The organism is Paenibacillus sp. J31R109, from assembly GCF_059692055.1.
The window spans coordinates 736234-759530 of sequence record NZ_JCAUAR010000002.1 but is presented as its reverse complement, the minus strand read 5'-3'; the positions used below and the strand labels follow the sequence as shown (position 1 = coordinate 759530).

19 protein-coding genes are annotated in these 23297 nt (G+C 43.6%); all 19 read left to right on the top strand.

All coding sequences use genetic code 11. The features are described 5' to 3' along the window. Positions 1-76: 76 nt before the first annotated feature. Positions 77-1054, top strand: coding sequence for a hypothetical protein (locus tag AC58QT_RS09170; protein WP_497408638.1), 978 nt, complete (start codon positions 77-79; stop codon positions 1052-1054). A gap of 71 nt (positions 1055-1125) precedes the next feature. Continuing rightward, positions 1126-2880 (top strand): sensor histidine kinase, encoded by a 1755-nt coding sequence (locus AC58QT_RS09165; RefSeq protein WP_497408637.1) that lies wholly within the window; start codon positions 1126-1128, stop codon positions 2878-2880. 71 nt (positions 2881-2951) lie between these two features. Next, complete coding sequence (locus tag AC58QT_RS09160; protein ID WP_497408636.1) at positions 2952-3164, top strand: alpha/beta-type small acid-soluble spore protein; 213 nt, start codon at positions 2952-2954, stop codon at positions 3162-3164. 140 nt (positions 3165-3304) lie between these two features. Next, positions 3305-4105 (top strand): sugar phosphate isomerase/epimerase family protein, encoded by an 801-nt coding sequence (locus AC58QT_RS09155; protein WP_497408635.1) that lies wholly within the window; start codon positions 3305-3307, stop codon positions 4103-4105. 135 nt (positions 4106-4240) lie between these two features. Further along, the gene (locus tag AC58QT_RS09150; protein WP_497408634.1) at positions 4241-4690 is read left to right on the top strand and encodes a chemotaxis protein CheX; all 450 of its coding nucleotides are present in this window, start codon (positions 4241-4243) and stop codon (positions 4688-4690) included. 27 nt (positions 4691-4717) lie between these two features. Then, positions 4718-5074 carry a response regulator gene (locus AC58QT_RS09145; protein ID WP_497282515.1) on the top strand — a complete coding sequence of 119 codons (357 nt, stop codon included), beginning with the start codon at positions 4718-4720 and terminating at the stop codon, positions 5072-5074. A 247-nt stretch (positions 5075-5321) separates the two neighbouring features. Further along, on the top strand, positions 5322-7547 hold the full coding sequence (locus tag AC58QT_RS09140; protein ID WP_497408633.1) for an acyltransferase family protein: 2226 nt from the start codon (positions 5322-5324) through the stop codon (positions 7545-7547). A 490-nt stretch (positions 7548-8037) separates the two neighbouring features. Then, entirely contained in the window at positions 8038-8445 is a 408-nt protein-coding gene (locus AC58QT_RS09135) for a hypothetical protein (protein ID WP_497408632.1), read from the top strand. A gap of 249 nt (positions 8446-8694) precedes the next feature. Next, a complete protein-coding gene (locus AC58QT_RS09130) occupies positions 8695-10950 on the top strand; it encodes a right-handed parallel beta-helix repeat-containing protein (protein WP_497408631.1) in 2256 nt (751 codons plus the stop codon). A 178-nt stretch (positions 10951-11128) separates the two neighbouring features. Next, positions 11129-12088, top strand: coding sequence for a carbohydrate ABC transporter permease (locus AC58QT_RS09125; RefSeq protein ID WP_497408630.1), 960 nt, complete (start codon positions 11129-11131; stop codon positions 12086-12088). After that, entirely contained in the window at positions 12088-12924 is an 837-nt protein-coding gene (locus AC58QT_RS09120) for a carbohydrate ABC transporter permease (RefSeq protein WP_497408863.1), read from the top strand. Before AC58QT_RS09125 ends, AC58QT_RS09120 begins: the two co-directional genes overlap by 1 nt. Positions 12925-13010: 86 nt before the next feature. Continuing rightward, on the top strand, positions 13011-14714 hold the full coding sequence (locus AC58QT_RS09115) for a sensor histidine kinase (protein ID WP_497408629.1): 1704 nt from the start codon (positions 13011-13013) through the stop codon (positions 14712-14714). 31 nt (positions 14715-14745) lie between these two features. Then, positions 14746-16302, top strand: a complete 1557-nt coding sequence (locus tag AC58QT_RS09110; RefSeq protein ID WP_497408628.1) for a response regulator transcription factor — start codon at positions 14746-14748, stop codon at positions 16300-16302. Positions 16303-16425: 123 nt separating this feature from the next. Next, positions 16426-17751, top strand: a complete 1326-nt coding sequence (locus AC58QT_RS09105; protein ID WP_497408627.1) for an ABC transporter substrate-binding protein — start codon at positions 16426-16428, stop codon at positions 17749-17751. A gap of 74 nt (positions 17752-17825) precedes the next feature. After that, positions 17826-19919 carry a glycosyl hydrolase 115 family protein gene (locus tag AC58QT_RS09100; protein WP_497408626.1) on the top strand — a complete coding sequence of 698 codons (2094 nt, stop codon included), beginning with the start codon at positions 17826-17828 and terminating at the stop codon, positions 19917-19919. 68 nt (positions 19920-19987) lie between these two features. Next, positions 19988-20539: a GNAT family N-acetyltransferase gene (locus tag AC58QT_RS09095; protein ID WP_497408625.1), complete on the top strand. Its 552-nt coding sequence runs from the start codon at positions 19988-19990 to the stop codon at positions 20537-20539. Positions 20540-20655: 116 nt separating this feature from the next. Next, on the top strand, positions 20656-21207 hold the full coding sequence (locus tag AC58QT_RS09090; RefSeq protein WP_497408624.1) for an RNA polymerase sigma factor: 552 nt from the start codon (positions 20656-20658) through the stop codon (positions 21205-21207). 3 nt (positions 21208-21210) lie between these two features. After that, the gene (locus AC58QT_RS09085; RefSeq protein ID WP_497408623.1) at positions 21211-22134 is read left to right on the top strand and encodes a DUF4871 domain-containing protein; all 924 of its coding nucleotides are present in this window, start codon (positions 21211-21213) and stop codon (positions 22132-22134) included. 456 nt (positions 22135-22590) lie between these two features. After that, a complete protein-coding gene (locus tag AC58QT_RS09080) occupies positions 22591-23295 on the top strand; it encodes a phytanoyl-CoA dioxygenase family protein (protein WP_497408622.1) in 705 nt (234 codons plus the stop codon). Positions 23296-23297 lie beyond the last annotated feature (2 nt).

The window sequence follows — 23297 nt, the reverse complement described above, 5'->3', positions numbered from 1 at the left end:
ATTTATATCATGGTCTTCTAACTTAAGTAAGCAGATAAGTTGAGAATCGTGAAAAAGTCAGGACGGTGAAGCAATCATGGTAGCAATGAACGAACATATTTTCTTAGAGTCCGGCAGGGTTCGTGACGATATTCCCCATGAACGGGAAGTTATTTATGTGGGACGTAATGGTCAGAAGGTAGAACGGATTCAGGTGGAAATAGAGGGTGCCATGATTAGTTTTATTTTTAAGCCCCTAACGAATTATCCGAATAAAGGAAAAGAGTTATGGGTGCAAGAACATATTAGTTATCGAATTCCCGAGGTACGTATTCCCCAGATTATGTACAGCGCACAAGCGTTTGAACCGGAAAAAGAGTGGATGGTTTTCGAAGATCTGGGTGAGCTGGAACATAGCTTCCGCGCAGACATGCTGATCAAAACATCGGAGCTCATGCCGTATTGGCATCGGTTGCCTACATCACTTTTACCTGAGGCATTTGAAGGTCATTCACCTAAATTAACAGAAATTCAGCGTTTCATCCAAGCTAAGGGTGAACAAATCAAGCAATTATGGCTTCGACATGGTTTTCAAGATGAACATTTGACTTATTTTCTTGCGGTTATTCTTCCTTATGAGCATCTCGAGAGTGAAACAGTCATTTCACATGGTGATTTATATCCATTGAACCTAACGGAAGTGAATAATCAATCCTACATTCTCGACTGGGAGTACATCCATATAAATAGTGTATTCTGGGATCTTTATAACTTGATGGACATAACGAGCCCGCAATATAGCCGTTTGGTTATTCAACAGGAACCTCGGATAGATATCCTTGAACGATATATGGCTGTTCGCTCGAGGCTGCATTTCCCAACAAAGGAAGGCTTTATTCGTGATTATCATTCCTTTAGTGCATTATACTCGATGTGGTTATTGCTGTTAATTGAAGATGACATCGAGCAAGGAAAGTTTGAAGAAACAGCTCTAATACGGCAATACAACGAAACTCTTGAAATATTCAGAATCGTCCTGCTCTTTTTAATAGACACAAGGGGACAAAATTTTTAAAAAAACTGCAAAATTCGACAGAATTGTTTTATAATGAAGAGACAAAACGCCTGTTGAGGGAGATCGTAAGCATGTTTTCATCTCTAGAAAAGTTCCCATTAAAAACAATATTAATTTTTTTAATCGCCATTTTAAGTATGAATTTAACGTATTTTCAACATTCGAAAGTTCTCTTGAATAACCAACAAAAAGAAAAAATAAATTTGGTGACCTCGACGATTTCGACCGAGCTCGATAAGCAGAGCGAAGTAGAGGCAACCTATGATGAAATGCTAGGTCATGAACTTAGAACAGCTTCGATCGCTATTCAGAAGTCATTACATCCCGACTTTAACCATGTCACGAACGAGCAGTTAGTCGAATTAGCGCAGCAGTTGAATATTGGCGGTTTAACGCTATTTGAGCGTCGAGGCAATGAGTTTATTGGGGTTAGATCTTCAGATCCCAAAGAAATTGGTGCAAATTCGAAGACGTGGGGCATCGTATATACAGCCCAATTACAGCTAGCAGATCGTAAAACCGTTGATGTAGGTACGGGTTTATCCATGGAGAACTTTTGGAGCGGACCGATCGATACGGCTTCGACGGATGAAACCAACATCCGAAAATGGGGAGAGTATTATGATGGCACCACCAATTATATTATTAATCCGTATTTGAATGTTTCAAGCAGTTTGGAACATTATCGCGAAAAAGTAGGTGTGGATGTCAGCATCCATGAACTGCTGGATAGTAACAAAGGAAATTTACTTGAAATTGGGGTTCTAAATCCTGAGAAAATCTTCGATAAAGGTCCAACCCCTAATAATAGAGAAAAGTGGTATTCGGAGCGGCTCATTCTGAATGGTTCATACACGTATCGAGATCAAGCAGAAGAGAGTAAACTCAAAGAAGCGTTGGAGAAAAAGAGTACAGTCTTTTACAACGTGATGATTAATGGCACGAACGTATTGAAAAGCTTTACACCAATTGAAACCTCGAATCTGAAGTATAAGCGGGATGACTTGAATAAGGTGGTTATGGTTGCAACCGATTACACACAGATTGAGAAAACGTTGCAGCAACAATTCCGTGAAGTTTTCTTCTTTATGAGTATTGTCACGTTGCTGGTTTGTACTGTTATCATCATTCTTTACTCGGCAACTCGGAAGAAGAATGAAGGCGCTGTAAAGACGGTTCAAGACGTGTATCTAGATAACATTAATTCCATTGTTCAGTCCATTAAGGAACAACGTCATGATATTATTAATCATATTACAACCATCTCGTGGATGATAAAATTAAAGAAATATGAAAGCCTGCAAGACTATATTGATCCTTTAATCCAAGAAGCCAAAATGATGGATTACAAGATTAAAGCTGTTGAAATTAATATTCCTGCATTAAGTGGAATTATTCAAGCAAAGCTAGCGCAAGCAGAGGTTCATAACATTGACATGCAGGTTGATTTTAAAAATATGGAAAATTTGCGACTTACGACGATCAAGACGACGGATTTAGTTCGCATCTTAAGTAATTTACTCGATAATGCCTTTGACGCGGCGAATGAGCTTCCTATGACAGAAAGAAAAGTCACACTTGAAGGCGTTGTTCAAGCTAACCAATTGATAATCAAAGTGCACAATTCCTGCAACCCGGTAAGTCCAGATATCCAATCACGCATATTTGAATCTGGCTTTTCGACCAAAACAAGAAAGAACAATAAGGGCTTAGGACTTCACATTATTAAACAGTTAATTGAACGTTACAAAGGAAGTATTGATTTCTCCATGCATGAGGCTAGTGTTACGTTTTCCATCGTCATTCCATTAAAACATGAAAAATAAAAATTTGAATGTATAAGATTTCCTTACACTCCACATCCTAAGTTTACACCACGAGAAGGAGTGATTTACGAATGGCTAACAATAACAACACATTGCTTGTTCCAGAGGCTAAAGCCGCTTTAAATCAATTGAAGTATGAAGTTGCTCAAGAGTTAGGGATTGCATTGCAACCGAATGGTTACAATGGAAATCTCCTTACACGCGACGCTGGTTCAATCGGTGGTACAATCACGAAGCGATTAGTGCAAATTGCTGAACAACAACTGCAAGGATTTAGACGCTAGACACTTGCCTATCGGTTCATGGTTCGAGAAGACTGCGATCACTCGTATTACTCGGGTGAATGCAGTCTTTTTTCTTTACAAATTCAATCAATTAGGGAATTATGGTACATGAGACTACTTCAAATGGAGAGGGAACAGCGATGATTCTACCTGGCATTGTATCGGTCACATTTCGTAATAAGACAGCTGATGAAATACTTCAACTAAGCAGTTCTTGTGGGTTAAAAGCAATTGAATGGTCTGAGAATGCCCATGTTCAACCTGGGGATATCGTAGGTGCGAGTGAACTCTATAGAAAAACGATCGACTCTGGCATGGAGGTAGCGGCTTATGGTTCTTATTTTCGGTTGTTGGAGAACGAACAGCCAGTACGAACTTTTCGAGATAGCCTGATAGCTGCGAAGGCGTTGCATGCGCCAGTTATTCGCATTTGGGCAGGAACCCAGTCATCTTCAGCCGCTAGCGATGAATATCGGGCACAGGTTGCTAGGGAAGCGAAGCTTATAGCAGAAACCGCTGCCGAGGAAGGGATTAAGGTTGCGTTGGAGTGCCATCGGGGAACATTAACGGACACGAATGAATCGTCGCAGCGACTGTTAGAAGAGGCAGACCATGCAAACCTGTACAGCTTGTGGCAGCCAACACCGGAGTTTTCCATGAAAGAACGTTGTGAAGGGCTGCAAGCATTAGCCGTTAATAAGAAGTTATTGAACTTGCACGCTTATTATTGGCAAGGAGACAACCGCCGACCGTTCTCGGAGGGAATGCATGAATGGTCACAGTACTTGGCACAGGTGGATCTCCATGAAAAACGTTACATCTTGATGGAGTTTGTGATGGATAACACAACCGAGCAGTTCCAATCCGATGCCGAAGCTTTAAAGCAATTATTAGTTCATTTATATGAAAGTCTTCCAAACAACAACGGAGCATCGCGATAAGCGAGCTCCGTTGTTCATTTTTTCACATACATCCTTAACATTTAGGAGCGTAAATACCTAACAATTATAAGCTAAAGTAAACGTATAGAAGGTAGTCAACAACCGGTTACATACAACTGAATAGAGGAGAGAAGTATGACACAGAGCCTGCAGAATTTACTTTTGGATAGTGTAAGAGTATCGATCGGGAACGTGATTCCAAAGTCGTTGGATCAAGCAGAAGTAAGCACAAGCAATGAACCGTTAAGCAAGGACGAGATTGGCGTCTCCATCAATTTTACGAACAGTGAGTATTGTATGATTTTAGATGGTCAGCGCGTCGTGTTTAGCCGAATGAGTGAAGCGATCTTTGGTATGTATATGGAAGGTGACATGCTGGATAGCTGTGTAAGTGAAATTGCGAATATTATTGCGGGTGGAACTACAACGATTCTAGGGGAGCAAGGGGTTTCACTCGACATCACGCCACCGTCATTGCTCCAAGATAATTTTCATGTTAACGATACATCAAACAAGCTCATGCTGCCTATATCTATTGAGACGGTGGGCGATATCCGGGTTGTTTTATTGAAAGAGCAAGAATAAGAGTATGACTAAGAGGAGTGACTGAGAATGGCTAAAATTTTAATCGTAGATGATGCAGCTTTCATGCGAATGATGCTGAAGGATATTTTGACCAAAGGCGGACATGATGTCGTAGGCGAAGCGGAGAATGGCTTGGTCGCCATACAGAAATATCAAGAACTGAAACCAGATATCGTGACGATGGATATTACAATGCCCGAGATGGAAGGCGTAGAAGCCGTCAAGGAAATTAGGAAAAAAGATGCGAATGCTAGAATCGTTATGTGTTCGGCTATGGGTCAGCAGGGGATGGTCGTTCAAGCGATTCAGGCTGGCGCCAAGGATTTCATTGTAAAACCATTTCAAGGCGATCGTGTGTTGGATGCGATTCGCAGAGCCATATAAATCAAACCAGATGTAAAACGTTCATTCCTTGCAATTGTTGCAAGCGTGGTGAGCGTTTTTCTTATTTTTGGCAATATATAGCAGATAATCTATTCCGCATAGGAAACTCCTGTAAATGATTTATCTCCGAGAAAGGGTTCTTCATTTTTTCTAAATTTAGATTGGAAATGCTCAAACTTTATTAGCCAACGTTCCGTCTTATTCTTATCTAAAGATTAGCGTTACACACAGCAGGAGGTTTCATCTAATGGCAAGCAAGTTGGAAATTAAGCAGAAGTTGAGCAGTGACAAGGTGAATAAGCATTACATGCCGGGGTTAGATGGGTTGCGTGCGCTGTCGGTACTGGTTGTAATTGTTTATCATTTGAACAGCTCATGGATGCCAGGTGGTTTGTTGGGGGTTGGGGTATTCTTTACGTTATCAGGCTATTTGATTACCGATCAGTTGCTCCTCCAATGGCACACAACGCGGCGGATTGATTTAAAGGATTTTTGGATAAAAAGAATGAGAAGACTCATGCCAGCTATGGTCTTCATGCTGGTGTTTGTAAGCATGTGGCTGCTCATTATGGATCGCGCTAGATTCATTCCTTTGGGGGACGATTTCATCTCGGTTTTACTCTATTTCAATAACTGGTGGCTCATTTTTCATCAAGTATCGTACTTCGAGAGCTTTGGTCCGCCATCTCCAATTGGTCATCTCTGGTCATTGGCGATCGAAGAGCAGTTTTACTTCCTTTGGCCATTAGTTTTAGCACTTATTTTATGGTTTGCGAACCGGCGAGGTTATCTCTTTTTGCTCACATTATTAGGCGCGCTGGCTTCTGCGCTTGTCATGGCGTTCGTCTATCAACCAGGTGTAGACCCAAGCCGCGTTTACTATGGAACGGATACAAGAGCCTTCGCGTTGCTGATCGGTGGAGCGCTGGCGATCATACTCCCTAGTCGCATGGCAACCAAACGCGCGGGAAAAGGCAAATCGGGCGTAATGCTCGATTGGATCGGCGGTGCAGCCTTCCTCGGTATCCTTTACATGATGTGGAAAACGAATGCCTATAATGCTTCTCTGTATTACGGTGGATTAGTAGTATTCGCCGTATTGTCAGCCATTGTCATCGCGGCCATCGTTCATCCGACAACCTTGCTGAGCAAGATCATGGGGTGTAAGCCATTGCGCTGGATTGGAAAGCGGTCATACAGTCTGTATATTTGGCATTTTCCAGTCATTATTCTTACTTCTTCGGCCATAGATACAGGAGAGACGCATCTGACCAAAATGGGGATGCAAGTTGTGCTAAGTTTTCTGTTGGCATCCTTCTCGTATACGTACATTGAGGAACCTTTCCGTCGGGGCACTTTTCAACCTAACATTTGGAAAATGGCATTCTGGTCCCCTTCACGATTACGGTATATGTTAGTGATCACCATTCTACCAATCCAATTATTCGTCATTTCTTGTTCGAATAACTTGTCTGCGCAGAAGTCGGAAGATAGCGCAGGTGGGATTATTAGTGTGATGGAGGGTATAGGAACAACGGTAGGAATGGGAACGGTAGGGACAACGGTTGTTGGGTCAGGAACAGGAACTACGGCAATTGGGACTACGACTATAGGAACAGCAGATAAAGGGAAAACAGAGATAACGGCAACGGCAGGAGCAGGTGCAGGAGCGGGGACAACAACGGCAACAGGAGCTGGGGCTGGCACTGGAAAAACGGGGCCAACAGCGACAGGGGGGACGGCAGGAACCACAGGAACAGCAGGGACAACAGGAAAAGCAGGAACCACAGGAACAGCAGGAACAACAGGAGCAACAGGGACTACAGGAACAACAGGAACAACAGGGACAGCAGGAACAACAGGAACAACAGGAACAACAGGGACAGCAGGAGCAACAGGGACAGTAGGAACAACAGAAACATCATCAAAACCACTACCGTCTGGGCCGCAATCGACTGAAACACCAAATGATCATTCGACCGAACCTACGCAATTAGAATTTAAGGGTATTACCGCTATTGGTGATTCTGTTATTCTAGATGTAGCGCCATTCCTGGGAAAATTACTCCCAGGCATCATCGTGGATGGCAAAGTGGGCAGACAGATGACCCAAGCACAATCGACAATCAATGAGCTTAAGTCCAAAGGAATGCTAGGTAAGCGTGTGATTATTGAGCTTGGTACGAATGGTGCGTTTAATCCAAACCAATTGCGTGACTTGTTAGCTTCGTTAGGGGAAATGCAGCAGATTATTCTGGTGAATACGCGCGTACCTCGAGACTGGCAAGATACAGTGAACGCTGCACTGACGACTGTTGCTGCAGAATTTCCAGCAGCTACGATCGTAGACTGGTACACGGCAAGTAAAGGGAAGAATGCCTACTTCGTGAATGACGGCGTCCACTTAACGGAAGCGGGTGCACAAAAGTACGCAGCACTCCTTAATGATGCGATACGTAAAAATACGAAGTAGACAGCACTTACTGTGATAAAAGAACAGCACAAAACAACTCTAAGAGGGGGGTGAGCGGAGCTCACCTCTCTTTGGTGTGCCCGGGAAGCTGAAAAAAGCCGATAGTCCGATATCTCCCAACTAAACGAAGGATCTCACGCTTAAAATGGTGTGTAGTCAGGTTTTGCCCGCTTATCTACCTATTTTCCTTGGTTAGGTGCTGTTTTAGGGGATTTAGTTGGGCGATTTAGGACTAATTAAGCGTTAAAGACGAGTAAAGTGAGATTAGTTTGGTTAAATCGGACTGTTGATTAACTAATGAGCAACAGCCCGCAGCGACGGCGCTCTTGCGCATAATAAGGAAGTATTTGTAAGAAGCGTTAGCGAACTATTAGCAAAAAACATGTTTAGCTAAAACCAGAAATAGAAGTTTCACAACAATTTATCTATAAAATATGTATAATTCAGAGTTTGCAAATTTTACTTAGGAATTGCGGGGGAAATGATATCGATGAATTTAATCCACTACTATCGCGAGCAATTTCTCGAATTAATATCACAATTCGAGCCTAATTGGGAGGAGGAGCCTTTTTTCAAATTTGGTTACCGCTGGAACGCGATGACATCTAATTTGTATAAGGAGTTCTTTCAGATCAGTCAAATGAAAGGTGAACAGATGTACTTGATGTACGCGATCGAACTCCCCGAGATATATAAAGATACGAACATTGTTGAGGTTGTTAAGAATGTGTCCTCGTCTTATGAACTTTCCATGTATATGTTCTCAAATAAAATTCTCCTTTCTTCCTGCGTCTCGATTGAGAATTTGCAGCAGACTACGTTAGGCTTTTTAAATCAAGCACGTGGAGAAATTATTGATCTTGTATTCTCAGCTATCCAATTACCGCCCAATGGATGAATGTGTTAAGAAAATGAAAGAAATTTGTTCATTACTCCCCTATGTTCTCCCTCATTAGTCAACTATACTGAACTCAAAATTGAATGAGCGGCCAAAAACACCAAGAGTAATGATCCTAATTAGATGCCGGGCTGTTACAACCAAGGGGGGATGAATAGGTAGCAGGGAGATCATGGTGAATCCAGGCGAGTAAGAAGTTTTATTTTTCACTGAAAGTTAAGCGCTTACAATGAGAAGGAGGCTAGGATCATGAGATTATACTCGAACAAAAGTAAACGTTTAGGTGCACTCTTAGTCACCATTATGATGTTATTTTCATTGATGATATTACTTGTACCAGCAACTGCATGGGCTGCGAATACAACTTATTATGTAGATGCCGTTAACGGCAGTGATTCGAACAATGGCACAAGCACCGCGACGGCTTGGAAATCTTTGACCAAAGTAAACGCTACAACGTTTCAGCCTGGTGATCGTATTTTATTTGAAGCGGGAAATACCTGGGTCGGTCAGTTGTATCCAAAAGGCTCGGGTATCTCAGGGAACCCAATTATCATTGATCAGTATGGCACAGGCGCTAAGCCAAAGTTCCAAGGTCAAGGTGCCGTTAAAGCAACGGTATATTTATATAATCAGCAGTATTGGGAAATTCACAATCTAGATATTAGCAACCAAACAACGGGTTCCCTCGGCGATCTAAGAGGCGTTCATATTACTGGAGCAGACATCGGCACGCTTAATTACTTCCGTTTAGATGGTCTCAATGTGCACGATGTGAGCGGTGAAGTGAACTGGATTGGCGGGGATGTGGCGGATAATGCAACGGGCATCACTTTTCAAACGGGTTGGGATCGTTCCAAGAGAACCGGCGGCATTGTGTTCGATATGTCAACGAATGTATTAGCTCCGGCAGCAGCAACAGTGAAGAGCAAATTCAACGACGTGGTTATTTCTAATAGTTCCATTAAGGATACTTCTTTTGGTGGAATCATCTTTAAACAATATACAGGTGATGGGCGAGATAATAACGGGAATGCCTCTGTTTCGGTCGGATGGGGTGTTCGGAGTTCAGCTTCGGATACGAATTGGTATCCTTTTACAAATGTGACGATCAAGAATAATTTCATTAGTCAAGCGAACACGATTTATGGGTGTAATGGTATTTATATGACGGATGTTAAAGGTGGAATGATCGAGAATAATGTGGTTGCGGCAGCGGGAACTTCAGGAATCGAAACCTATTATGCCGACGATGTTGTTATTCAGAAGAACGAGACCTATGGTGTGGTGAAAAAAGCAGGAGGCGCCGACTTTAACGGTATCGACACGGATAAAGGAACGACGAAACAGGTCGTCCAATACAATTACATTCATGGCAATGGGGATGGCATTCTGCTGTGTCAATTCAGCTTTGGGGACTCCATTATCCGATACAATGTGATTACAGGTAATTCGAGATATCAGATTTATCTCCATTCCGATTCGGCAGCAACCTCACAAATATATAACAATACGATCTACAATACGAATAGCACGTATTTAATTTATGGCTATGGATCCTATATAAATGCCAGCTACAATATTAGAAACAACATTTTGAATTCCACCCAGAGTTCACCAGTTCTAACGACAGGTGGCGGTATTGCTTATAACACGAATAGTTACTATGGGACTGGACTTACCGTTCCTGCTGGAGATGCGAATCCGAGAATTGGTGATCCCAAATTAGTGAGTCCGGGAACGGGCGGAACGGGAACAGAAGCAAGTGGACCCGCAATGAGCACATTAGGTGGCTATAAGCTTCAAACAAGTTCTCCGATCATTAATCAAGGAGTTACGATTACGTCCAATGGTGGGCTTGATTTCTGGGGAGATACGTTATACACAGGCGCAGCCGATATTGGCGCCGATGAAACGCAGGTTACGGGAGGAAGTACGGGTCCTACCTACTTAGTCAATGATACATTCGACGCTGTGACTACTGGCAGTGCCCCAACAGGATGGACAATTGCCAACGGCACCAGTCCAAACGCGATCACTGTGCAAGCTGTACCGAGTGCGACCGATAAGAGCGTACAGCTCAGCAAACCGACAGCATCAGCCAAAACATCGATGTCCAAAACATTTGGCGCGACTAGCGGATCAATAACGATTGAGGCGAGTGTTAAACGAAGTGAAACGACGTCATGGTGGTGTTTGCCTTACCTCTATGACAGTTCAGGTGTGGTAGCGGAATCCATTGCCATGGACACGGGGAACATCAAAGCGAACGTGAATGGCACCTGGACGACTATTCAAGCATTCACAGCGAACACTTGGTATGATTTCAAAATCGTTCTAGATACAAACACGGATAAGTTTGATTTCTATGTGAACGGCACGTTGAAGCTTTCTCAAGCAACAATGAGAGCAGCAGTAGCGAATGTGTCCAAGATCGAATTTTATGCGGATAACTCGCAGACAGGTACTACGCATGTTAATACGGTAAAAGTTTACACGCCATAACGTCATTTAAACGAACAATCCCGAATTTCCAGCGATGGCAGTTCGGGATTTTTGTGTGTGAAATAGTGAAAGAACTTCATTCAATGCGCAATGTAACTCCTTTGAGATGTCTTTTATAATAAAACTATCAGATAACAAGCGATTCATGTAGCGCTTTGAACAGGGAGTGGAATGATTAATGGAAAGCAACGCGCTGCAAACAGACCGTTTGCTTGCAAAACCGAAGAAGAAGAAAATCCCGTTTCTAAGCCGATGGGAGTCTCCTGTGGCCGGATACCTCTTTTTATCCCCTTGGCTAATTGGATTTTTCCTATTGACACTTGGGCCAATCCTGATGTCCTTGTATTACTCGTTTACAAATTATTCCTTACTGGACGCACCACATTGGCTTGGCGCACAGAACTACAAGCATATCGTGATGGAGGATGATACGTTCCGTGAGTCCATTAAGGTAACCTTGCTATTTGTTGTATTCTCCGTACCACTGAAGCTTGTTACAGCTCTGTTGGTGGCGATGCTGCTGAATAAGAAAATCAGAGGGATCTCCTTCTATCGGACGATGATCTACTTCCCATCATTGATCGGGACGAGTATCGCTGTGTCGATTCTATGGAAAAATATTTTCAGCAAAGACGGCTTTATTAATCAAGCTTTAGCGCTTGTCGGTATTCAAGGGAAATCATGGATTGCTGACCCCGACACGGCTTTGGGGACACTCGTCCTTCTCATTGCATGGCAATTCGGATCGGCAATGATTATTTTCCTTGCAGGACTTAAACAAATTCCAACGGATTTGTATGAAGCCTCTTCCGTAGATGGCGCTAGCAAGGTACGACAATTTTTCACGATTACGCTGCCCATGTTGTCTCCCATCATTTTGTTCAACTTTGTGCAATCAACGATTAATTCCTTCCAGATGTTTACGCAGGCATTTATCATCACCAATGGGGGGCCTGTGAATTCAACGTACGTTTACGTCATGTACTTGTATGAACGAGCATTCTCGAAGTTTCAAATGGGTTATGCCTCAGCGCTAGCTTGGATTCTACTGGTCATCATTGCAGCGGTAACAGCGCTTATTTTCGCAACCTCTAAATACTGGGTTTATTATGAGACGCAAGGAGGGAAGGGGAAATGATGGCAAGACGTCAAGGTTTGACCCATCTTTTATTACTAGTTTCAAGTCTGATCATGATGTATCCTGTCTTCTGGTGGTTAGGAGCTTCCCTCAAAACGAATGATGAGATGCGCTCACCGAATTTATTTCCCGAAACATTTCGCTGGGCTAACTATACCGAGGGCTGGATATCCGTTCCGAACTATGACTTCAGTGTCTTTTATATCAATAACTTTCAATTAATCTCCGGGGTATTATTTACAAGTATCGTATCTTGTTCCCTTGTTGCCTTTGCTTTTGCTCGCCTTGATTTTCCACTTCGTAAGCTCTGGTTCGGCATTCTGCTAGTGACGTTAATGCTTCCGACGCAAGTAACGATCGTGCCTCAGTATGTGTTATTCAGTAAATTTGAGTGGATTAATACGTATTTACCCTTCTATGTTCCTCATTTGCTTGCAGGTGGTGTGGGAGGTCCCTTCTTTATCTATTTGCTTGTGCAATTTATTCGTTCCATACCGAAAGAGCTGGATGAGTCTGCGAAAATAGATGGATGTTCTTGGTTCGGTATTTACTGGCGGATCATTATACCATTGACCAAACCTGCGCTTGTTACTGTTGCCATTTATTGTTTCCTATGGAACTGGGATGATTTCTTTGGTCAATTATTGTATATCAACTCTGTCGATAAATACACGGTGAACTTAGCTCTGAAGCTGTTCATTGATTCTGCTGGAACGGTGCCGTGGGGGCAGATGTTAGCTATGTCGTTAGTGTCTGTTATGCCTGCTGTAATCATTTTCTTTATCGCTCAGAAGCATTTCGTTGAAGGTATTGCTTCGGGTGCCCTAAAAGGATAAGCTTAGGAATGACTAGGAAAGCTGCTGCATTTGCTGCGGCTTTCTTTGCATAAGAGCTTAGTTTGAATCATACGGAGGGCAGACACATGCTGCAAAATCCATTTAAATCATACGGCATTATTGCGGTTTATTTTTTCAGCTCAGCCGTCATTATAGCCATGTTAATCGGGATTGTTATTGCCGTTAGTTATTCGGGTACATCGAGCGAAATTGCTTCCAATACATCCTTTTATCAGCAACGGTTGCTGAATGAATTAAGCAAAAAAATGAGCACAAGCTTAATTGGTATTGAGCAGACCTCGGGGACCTCGGCCAAGAATGTCGATCTTCTGTACGGCCGATTACGTGATAAGGACGCGTACGAGCGTCTTCAAATCGAGACGGACCTGCAGAGTCAATTGAAGTATCTTGTCTTCGGCACACCGATTCTGCAATCCATCCATGTCTATTCGGATTACCCCTTTACGTCGGATACCCAAGGTCCTGTTACGTTCTTTCCGATGTCGCAATTAGATAACGAAGCATGGTATCCAAGTATTCTGGAAACAGATAGCGCTTGGCTTGGCGAGCACAAAATCATGTCCAATGGACGTGAAGAATCGGTGATAAGCTTCGCCCGTAAGGTCATTAATAATAGCAATCAATATTACAGCTTAATGGTTTTTAATATAAAAGTATCGAGCATTCGGCATTTGATATCAACAGAAGATGATACGACCAATATGGCTTTACTTGATGCAGCAGGCAGATTAATTACGCATGCTGGCAACAGCAGCAAATTGCAGCAAGCGACACTCACCTTGAAGGGGGAGATGGATAAGCCAAGCGGTTCCTTACGGGTGGAGGATGATTTCTTCGTTTGGGCCAAATCACCAGATTCCCAGTGGACACTCTTCGAGGCAAGCTCTTGGAGTGATATGACGAAAGGCAGTAAAAGCATGGCAAAGCTATTTCTTCTACTTGGGGCTACTACGATTGTGCTCGTGCTGCTGCTTACTTTATTCTTATCTCGCCGATTCATGAGACCGATGAATCAATTAATTCGAGCTATGGGGCAATATTCCCCTGGGGATGACCAAGGTTTACCTACTGACTATAAGAATGAGTTCGGCAAGTTATTTCATGGGTATCGAAAGTTAACACAACGGATCGAGGACCTGTATGAATCCCTGCGGGAGCAGCATGTTCAGCAAAGGGCAGCAGAGCTGAAATCGTTGCAGATGATGATTAATCCTCATTTTTTATATAATACGCTTGATCAAATTAACTGGACGGCGATCGAAGCGGGGCAGAATAAGATCAGCTCGATGCTCGCGCAAGTAGCGAGTATGTTTCGCTTAGCGCTATCGAATACGAATAGTCTGGTGGCTGTCACAGAGGAAGTCGCGCATATTGACCACTATTTAAAATTTCAACAGGTGCGTTGGGAAGATAAAATGTCGTATCTAATCAAAGTGGATGAAAACTGTAAGAGCTGCCTCATGCCAAAAATTTTTCTGCAGCCGTTCGTAGAGAATGCTTTTATGCATGGTTTCCATGGCGCTTCCGAAGCCGAAATAGGTATAGATATCTATCGAAATGAGAACTACCTATATGTAACGATTACGGATAATGGCAAAGGGCTTAGTGAGAATTGGCAAAACAAGCCTAGGAAGCGCGGAGGTTATGGACTTCGTAATGTGAAGGAAAGGCTGGATGCCTTATTCGGCAATCACTATAGCTTACAACTGAGCAATCGAGCGCAAGGCGGCGTTCATGTTGAGATTCGATTCCCGCTATCCGACAGTTAACCATATTCATAACAAAAGGGAGTACATGAGCATGTGGAAAATAGCCATCGTAGATGATGACTTTCAGGTTTTACGAGGTTTACGACATATCATACCTTGGGCCGAGCTAGATGCTGAATTCGCAGGAGATGCGATTGACGGTGAAAGTGGACTGGAATTAATTCGTGAAGTAGAGCCCGATATTGTCATTACGGATTTATATATGCCTGGCATTAGCGGTATTGAAATGATTGAGAAACTGCGGGGGGAAGGCTTTCAAGGCAGATTTATTATTCATAGCGGTTATACCGACTTTGAGTATGCGAGGCAAGCGATTCGTTTGGATGTCGATGATTATTTGAATAAACCCATAACAATCGAACAGATTCGCGAAATCTTGTTTCGAACGATTGGTCAATTAGAAGATTTTTATCTGGAAAAAATGGAGAAAAAGCGGCTAGTTCGTTTTGTTCAAAACTATGAGAAACAAATGGCCGATGAGCAGCTTGCAGCTCTGGTTAATGGTACTCTTCAACCTAAAGCGGCTGATATGAAGCTGCCTACTGTCGAAGCTTATTGGACAGACTATGATCAACAGGTCGTCGTGCTTGAACTGGTGAAGACAGACCGAATTACCGATATCTCGGTGGCGGATTGGCATTTATTTCGCTTCGCCATGTCCAATATTACGAAGGAACTGACGCAGCAGGAATGGCCGGAATCAGCGTTTATTTGGCTATTCGGACCGTATTCAGCACTTGTCCTGCATATTCCTCGCAGCGAAGCAGATGAGATATCGCTTGAAAGAGCTGGACGCTTCATAGAGACATTAACAGGCAGTATGCTGCGTTATTTGGGTTTAACGGTGAAAGCAGCGATTGGCGAACGCATAAGTAAATGGGAAGATTTGAAGGCGTCAGCAGACGTCGCTTTTGAATCGTTGCAAGCCTTTGAGCAAGGGCAAGGTGCGGTGAATCTGGTTCGTTACCTTTCCCAGTCCCTGCAGGAAAACAGTGAGGAAGCGTTATGGTCCCATATTCAGCGGTTCATTGATCGGCAAGAAGCGTCGGCCAAAGGCGGTGACCCCAAGCTATTCTATCGTGTCTTAGCTACGGAGATTTGGACGCTGCTGCAATATGCAGCCCAGCAAGCTGACATGGCGATCTCCCCTGCGGATGAGAATGAGCTGGTTACGTCAACAGATACGATTATTCATCGTGCGGATGTGGAGAGCTTCTTGCAAGCAAAGGTGAAGAGCATTGGACAGAAGCGACAGCCAAGCATTAACCAGAAGCATAAAGGGGCAGTCGATTTCATGCTCGGTTACATTCATGAGCATTATGCGAAAGACATTACGATGGATGAGTTGGCGGGACAGTTATTTATCTCGAAAAATTATTTGAATCAGCTATTTAAAAAGGTGACAGGGGAAACCTTTATGAACTATGTGATTCGTGTCCGACTAGAGAAAGCGAAGGCACTTCTCTTAGAAGGGAATTTATTGATTTATGAAGTCTCTGAGCAAGTTGGATATCATAATGTGCCATATTTCAGTACACTTTTCAAGAAATATTGCGGAATTAACCCTAGTGATTTGCTGAAAAAGTAAATTATTCTCCCCACTTGTTTCAAAAACTGAAAGAAATCAGTTCGATCCTCTCCTATACCGTTCAGCCTTTCAGAGATACGATATGTGTGTGAGATCGACATATGCGAGAGGGGTAATTATACAATGAAGAGGAAATTAATGACTGCTGCACTATCACTTGTTGTCATGGCATCTGTATCGGCTTGCGGATCCAAAACAGAGGAAGCGCCAGCGAAAGCTTCGGCTCAACCATCAGCGGCAGCGGCTGCAACACCCAAAGCAGAACCTGCAACGCCTGTTAAACTTCGTATTGCTTGGTGGGGCGCACAAGAACGTCACGATGCGACACAGAAGGCGCTAACGCAGTATACGGCTCTACATCCGAATGTTACTTTTGAAAGCGAATTCTCGGGTTGGGACGGTTACTTCGATAAACTCGGCGTTCAGTTCGCAGCGAAAAATGCCCCTGACATTATCCAAATGGATGCTGCTTACTTAAATGAGTATGTTGGACGTAATTTGGTCGCTGATCTTGCAAGCGTTAATGTTGCCGATATGGATAAAGCGCTTATCGAATCAGGTAAAGTGAATGGCAAGCTCTTCGCAATGCCGTTAGGAACGGCCGCACTGGGTATGGCTTACGATAAAACAGTCATCGAAAAATTAGGTTTAAAGTCACCAGCTTGGGACTGGACTTGGGATGATTACTATAAATTTGGTCAAGATGCCAAAGCCAAACTAGGGAAAGATAAATACGTTTTCGTTGATCAAAGTTCAGATTTAGTTGACTATACAGCTTATCAGCTAAGCCAAGGTAAAGGGCAGTCTTTTACAGATAACAAGCTATCGATCGATAAAGATACATGGATCAAATACATGAATAAGCAATCCGAAATGCGTAAAGCGGGCATTGTTACACCTGCTGATATTACAGTTACAGACAAAGAGCTTGATCCGAAAATGGATAGTGTGGTCAATGGAACAGCGCTTGCTCGTCACATCTTCTCCAATCAAGTGGGTGCCATTAATGGTCTTAAACCTGATGCATTCGGGTTTACAACACTTCCCAAATCGGCACAAACAGGTGGTTGGTTGAAACCGGGTATGTTCTGGAGTGTAAATGCAGGCTCCAAGCAACAAGATGAAGCGAAAAAATTCGTTGAGTGGTTCATTAACGACCAAGAGGCAGGGAAAACATTATCTTTAACACGTGGTATTCCAGGAAATGCAAAAATCGTAAGTACACTTGCTCCGAATTTCAGCGCGTCCGACAAAACATCGGTTGATTTTATTAACAAAGTAGGACCGGCAGCACAGAAATTTGTCGCTGAACCGCAAGGCTGGGGTAATTTCAAGAAAGACTACAAAACAATCGTTGAGAAAGTCATGTTCGACAAAGCCACAGCGGATCAAGCTTACGAAGAATTGATGAAAAAAGCCAAAGAGTATGATACAGCAGTAAAAAAATAATAGATGGCCTAGAATCATGGCGTTGTCGCTTCTTAGGACGCGCCATGATTTTTTCCTTGGATAGGGGTGTAGATATGGATTTAAATGGTATTCGTACATCTACGTGGCGGCTGGAAGGTCAGGTTTCTATCTCTCCGCCTGTTCGATTGGGGTCACCAGTTCGTCATGCTTTGGATATGCTGATAAGAGATATTAGGCATGTGCTCGGAACGGTGCCAATTCTTGTAAATGAGCCAGCCAAAGCCGAGATCGTCATTCGTTATGCGACTGATCGTGATGGGTGTGCTGTGCATCCAGAAGCTTTTGCTCTGCGTTATGCGCACGATGATGAGAAGTTGCAGCTACATATCGTTGCCAATGATGACTTGGGGCTCGTTTACGGTATCTTGCATGTAAGTGAAACTGTTTTTGGCATTCCTCCTTTCTGGTATTGGATGGATCAAGGAATTCAGACACGTACTTCGATTGAGGTTCATGCTTGTAAAGTGTATGACTCACCTGTTGCTAAAGTAAGATTCCGAGGGTGGTTCGTCAACGATGAGGTATGTCTCATTGGATGGAAAGAGACTTATCCACCTTCACGTGAAGTGTGGCTGCCTGTGTTTGAAGCCCTGCTTCGCTGCGGTGGGAATATGGTGATTCCGGGGACGGATCTACCGAAGACAGGCATTCACTTGGAGCTTGCGGCCGAAATGGGGCTTTGGTTAACCCATCATCATGCGGAGCCTTTGGGCGCGGAAATGTTCCTCAGAGCTTATACAGGAAGATCGGCCAGTTATATGGAGGCCCCGGAATTATTTGAAAACCTTTGGCTGGAAGCCATTGAGAAGCAAAAGGATCAAAACATCCTATGGGTACTCTCCTTCAGAGGGCAGGGGGATAAGCCTTTTTGGGAGAATGATCCATCCTTTGATACACCAACAAAGCGTGGGGAAATGATTTCCCGCGTCATTTATCGCCAATACGAGATGATTAAGGAAGCCGTTGATAACCCTGTCTATTGTGTAGCTTTGTACGGTGAGATTGCGGAGTTATACAAAGGCGGTTATATCGAATTACCTCACGATGTGATCAAAATTTGGGCCGATAATGGGTATGGTAAAATGGTGTCCCGCCGACACGGCAATTTGAATGTGCGGATGCCTGCGCTGCCTGCTGTTGAAGATAGGGGTGGGCATGGTATCTATTATCATGTGACCTTCCATGATCTTCAAGCGTCGAATCATTTGACAATGTTCCAAGGCTCGGCTGCCTTTGTGAAGGAGGAAGTGGAGAGCGCCTTAGAAGCGGGATGTACCGATTATCTCCTGCTGAATTGCGGAAATATTCGTCAGCACGTGTATATGTTAGATATCATTCGTGAGCTGTGGCTTCAAGGAACGATGGATACGGAGAGACATTTACATACGTATGTTAGTCGCTATTACCCAAGTCACCAGGAAGAAATAGCAAATTTGTATCGCACTTATACAGAAGCAGCCATTGCTTATGGTCCTCATGCAGATGACCTAGCTGGAGACGAGTTTTATCATCATCCTGCAAGACGATTAATCGGACATTGGCTGCAAGGACGCACAAGTGAAGCGGACCGCGGGTTGCTGTGGGCGACGGGAGAAGTGAGCTTCGCAGAGCAAATTAGGTGGTTTGAGCAGCGAGGTGAAGAGGGGCATGTTACTTGGTCGAGATGGGTTCAGACATGCGAGGAGCTGCTCAACAAGCTTGATGGTGAGGACAAGCAGCGAGTCCTTGACCATTTGTGGTTGCCAGGCGTCATTCATCAGACGGGTTCGGAAGGATTATTCTGGCTCTGCCGTTCCTATGAAGCGGCTCGCAGCGAGCAATATGCGGAAGCCTTCGTATTTGCTTCTCAATCGATGTGGAGCTATGACAAAGGCTTGCAAGCTCTTCGCTTGGCTGAGCATGGCAAATGGGCGAATTTCTATCGTGCCGATTGGCTAACGAACATCGCAAGTACCGTTACGAATGTAGATACGCTGCGCCGATACCTGCGCATGCAGGGGGATAGTCCCGACTTTTTCCACTGGTACAAAGAATACCTTATGCCCGAAACGGAGAAATATATTTACTTGGAAAATACACACCGGAATCCACTTTCGGATGATGAGCTCGCCAAGCAATTACAGCACTATTTTCATAATCAAACATAACGTAATTTGAACCATTCTTTATTCCGACGTATAATAACAGGACTTCGAGATAAAGGAGGATGGTAGTCATGAATGACAATAATGGAAGAGTATATATCCGCTTTCTGGATGTAAGTGACACAGAGGATATGCTGGATCTCATGCTGCGTAACCGTCAATTGTTTGAGGGAGTATGCCCTAAGCGCAATGAATCTTTCTATACAAAAGAAGTGCAAGAGAAGAGTATTCTAACTGGTAATTGCCAAAGAGAAGAAGATAAACGATATGCATTCGGTATTTTTTTAAAAGAAACGGGGCAACTCATCGGGGATATTGCACTATTTGAAGTCCAACGCGGGCCTCATCAGAAATGTATTCTTGGCTATAGTATGGACCAAGCCCACAATGGAAAAGGGTACATGACAGAAGCGATACAACTTATCTTGAAATTTGCGTTTGAAGAGGTTGGCTTACAGAGAGTAGAAGCAGGTGTGATGCCGCGTAATGTGGGATCAATACGTGTGTTGGAAAAGGCCGGCTTCCAGCAAGAAGGGCTCAATCGCAAGTTATTGGAAATTAATGGCAAACGCGAAGATCACTTGTTGTTCGCAATGCTGGCGGAAGATTTTTTGAAAGCATAAAGGGAAGGTACGAAAGGTAAAGCAGTGGCTCTAGACTTTTTAGTCTGGGGCTATTTTTTTTACCACAAAAAGGAACCTTTTCCTAATTGAACGGTCTTATACATAGAGGTGAGCGTGTGGCGGACGATTTGGCGTATATCAAACATTTGGCTGATGGGTATGACCGAGAACTTGTACTACAAGACCTCATGGAAAATTTCGGGGAAGATGTATGGAACTTTGCCTTTTTCTTAACGCAGCGTTCGCATGTGGCAGACGATATAGCGCAAGAAGTGTTCCTTGCCGCATTTACAGGGATGTATGCATTTCGCGGGGAATGCTCGGTGAAAAGCTGGCTGCTAACGATAACAAGAAATAAATCGCTTCATTATTTACAGGGAGCTTTTTTTCGAAAAGTAACTTTAACGGATCGTTTCATTGCGACTGGCAGCTCTCCAGCTGCGGAGCGAATTGTCTTCGATCGAATGGATAACCGAGAGCTGTGGGACATCGTGATGACGTTACCTCGCAAATATCGGGAAGTGCTCATTTTGGATTATCATTACGGTCTCAAAATGAATGAAATTGCTGAACTTTTACATGTTTCCGTGGGAACTGTGAAATCAAGATTGCATCGAGCCAAGACGAAGATGAATGTGTTATTAACCTTGAACATGGAGGAGTCGTAAATCATGCATGAGGAAAAGCCTGTTTGGGCAAAGCGAATGTCTGAATCGCCATTTGCCGAACGTCATTTTACCAATCGACTTGCACATGGTGTGCTACTTCGTGTAAATGAAGCGGCAAATCCCCCTAGACGAAGATATAAATGGGGAGCGGCTGTTATGATGCTGCTGATTGTCGTTCTTGTATTTGGTCTAGCAGGTGCGCCAAATTCTGTTCATGTGAATGTTCAAGAACAGAACGCATATGACCAGCAGGGGCGACTGATTTTCTCTGTTGCACCAGAGCCTAATGCGCGAGCAGGAGTAATGAACGGCTATATCTTTCACTTTGAAGAGGCGATGGAGACATTTAAAGAGAAAACGCTTACGATTCAAGCGGTTCATCTCCCAACAGGACACCGTGAAACGGTATCTTCTGAGAAGATCGAAACAGCTAGCCCAGGGTATCCTGGCTTAGAAAGGTATGCCATTCGTTTTACACTCCCACTTGCCGGCGTATGGCGACTAGATGTGACATTAGATGATCAACCTTATGGCGATGTAACAGTGAGCATGAGTGATCCGTCTTGGGAGATCAGTCCGATGTTTCAATCCGGCAATTATTGGATGCGTGGGCTTGAGAAACAAGTTGGCTTTATTGATGCTGGTTTTATCGCTGGCAAGACGAACAAATATATGTGGCATTTCTGGGGGACAGATGAGGAACTGAATGGCCCTTTTCAGATACTTGCGGTAAGAGAAGGCTCGAATACGCTTATTGAAGTGTTTTCCTCCAATGCATTTTCTTCAGCGAATGCCCTCGGGCAAGCTAATAATGGTGCAGACCGTCATCTGCCAACTTCGATGATACTGCCGGAAAGAGGCCGATGGCGGTTACTGCCCTACGTGCACGGACGATTACTAAATTCCATTGTGGTGGATGTGAAGTAGGGAGTCCAGAGAGGCTTGTTAACTGGATAAACTACCGTTCGTTTGAAATGAGAAATACGGCTGTGCAGGTCTGGGAAATTCAATATCTAAAAAAGATGCGAATATGCATCTTTTCCTGCTAGAAAAGTCACGAACTGGTAGAAATGATGCGAATACGCATCTTTTCTCACCACATTTATCCTTTTTAAGCAATATCGGTATAAAAGAATGTATTTTCGCAGCAATTCTTCGATAATCGGACTAATCTCCTTAAAAAAGATGTATTTTTGCAGTTTTGATTCTAAAATAGCCATACCAGCTGCAGATCCCAATCTGCGGCTATTCCTTATTCTCATGACCAGACTGAACAAAATTGCTAGTTTTAGCCTATCCCCATGCAAGATTACTTTGAATCATTTGTGTACGATGAGAATGTAGTAATCATAGTAATTTAAAGATCTTGAGGAGGCAGCTACAATGTCACAAGTTACGAACTTTCAATTAACAGAGGAAATGATTAACCAATTTTACCGTGAAGGGTATTTCTACGCACCTGGTTTTATTACAAGCGAAACTGTGGAGGCCATAAACAAAGAAAATGCTGTGTTCGTGAATACGATGGGGAATGGGCAATGGAAAAGTCACGCCATTGTTGATATCGCCAAAGAACGCGAGGATTATCCCCAAACAACAAGCTTTCTGACGAATCAGGATGTTGTTCGCGTATTTGAACGTATTTTGGGGGATGACGTCAAGCTTTGGATGGGGATGTACGCTGTTGTGGACCCGCAGGGGAAGGGGCTGGAGTGGCATCAGGATAACCAATATACCCATATTCTTGGTCATATGCTGAATGGTTTCATTGCACTTGATCATATCTCGCAGGAAAATGCGGGACTTTGGCTCGCGCCAGGCTCCCATCTACAGGGACGGCAACCCAATCTAAATACAGAAGAGGGGCATAGACGAGCAGCTGAACCAGCTAATGGCGCACCTTGTAACCCAATGGCACCAGGGGATGCGGTATTTTTTCATCGAGAAACGCTTCATCACAGTAAAATGAATCACACCGATAAACCACGACGTGCCTATGCCTTTCAAGTTGGAGCCGCGAGCTGCCGTTATGCCAAGACGGGTAAGTTGCTGGAAGATCGCGTACAGTTATCAGGTTACCAATTCTAAAA

Excerpts from the sequence above, each read along its gene's own strand:
- AC58QT_RS09135 (WP_497408632.1), top strand. The coding sequence starts at position 8,038 with ATGAATTTAATCCACTACTATCGCGAGCAATTTCTCGAATTAATATCA.
- AC58QT_RS09160 (WP_497408636.1), top strand. The coding sequence starts at position 2,952 with ATGGCTAACAATAACAACACATTGCTTGTTCCAGAGGCTAAAGCCGCT.
- AC58QT_RS09105 (WP_497408627.1), top strand. The coding sequence starts at position 16,426 with ATGAAGAGGAAATTAATGACTGCTGCACTATCACTTGTTGTCATGGCA.
- AC58QT_RS09095 (WP_497408625.1), top strand. The coding sequence starts at position 19,988 with ATGAATGACAATAATGGAAGAGTATATATCCGCTTTCTGGATGTAAGT.
- AC58QT_RS09140 (WP_497408633.1), top strand. The coding sequence starts at position 5,322 with ATGGCAAGCAAGTTGGAAATTAAGCAGAAGTTGAGCAGTGACAAGGTG.
- AC58QT_RS09085 (WP_497408623.1), top strand. The coding sequence starts at position 21,211 with ATGCATGAGGAAAAGCCTGTTTGGGCAAAGCGAATGTCTGAATCGCCA.
- AC58QT_RS09130 (WP_497408631.1), top strand. The coding sequence starts at position 8,695 with ATGAGATTATACTCGAACAAAAGTAAACGTTTAGGTGCACTCTTAGTC.
- AC58QT_RS09115 (WP_497408629.1), top strand. The coding sequence starts at position 13,011 with ATGCTGCAAAATCCATTTAAATCATACGGCATTATTGCGGTTTATTTT.
- AC58QT_RS09145 (WP_497282515.1), top strand. The coding sequence starts at position 4,718 with ATGGCTAAAATTTTAATCGTAGATGATGCAGCTTTCATGCGAATGATG.
- AC58QT_RS09155 (WP_497408635.1), top strand. The coding sequence starts at position 3,305 with ATGATTCTACCTGGCATTGTATCGGTCACATTTCGTAATAAGACAGCT.
- AC58QT_RS09170 (WP_497408638.1), top strand. The coding sequence starts at position 77 with ATGGTAGCAATGAACGAACATATTTTCTTAGAGTCCGGCAGGGTTCGT.
- AC58QT_RS09150 (WP_497408634.1), top strand. The coding sequence starts at position 4,241 with ATGACACAGAGCCTGCAGAATTTACTTTTGGATAGTGTAAGAGTATCG.
- AC58QT_RS09100 (WP_497408626.1), top strand. The coding sequence starts at position 17,826 with ATGGATTTAAATGGTATTCGTACATCTACGTGGCGGCTGGAAGGTCAG.
- AC58QT_RS09110 (WP_497408628.1), top strand. The coding sequence starts at position 14,746 with ATGTGGAAAATAGCCATCGTAGATGATGACTTTCAGGTTTTACGAGGT.
- AC58QT_RS09165 (WP_497408637.1), top strand. The coding sequence starts at position 1,126 with ATGTTTTCATCTCTAGAAAAGTTCCCATTAAAAACAATATTAATTTTT.
- AC58QT_RS09120 (WP_497408863.1), top strand. The coding sequence starts at position 12,088 with ATGGCAAGACGTCAAGGTTTGACCCATCTTTTATTACTAGTTTCAAGT.
- AC58QT_RS09125 (WP_497408630.1), top strand. The coding sequence starts at position 11,129 with ATGGAAAGCAACGCGCTGCAAACAGACCGTTTGCTTGCAAAACCGAAG.
- AC58QT_RS09080 (WP_497408622.1), top strand. The coding sequence starts at position 22,591 with ATGTCACAAGTTACGAACTTTCAATTAACAGAGGAAATGATTAACCAA.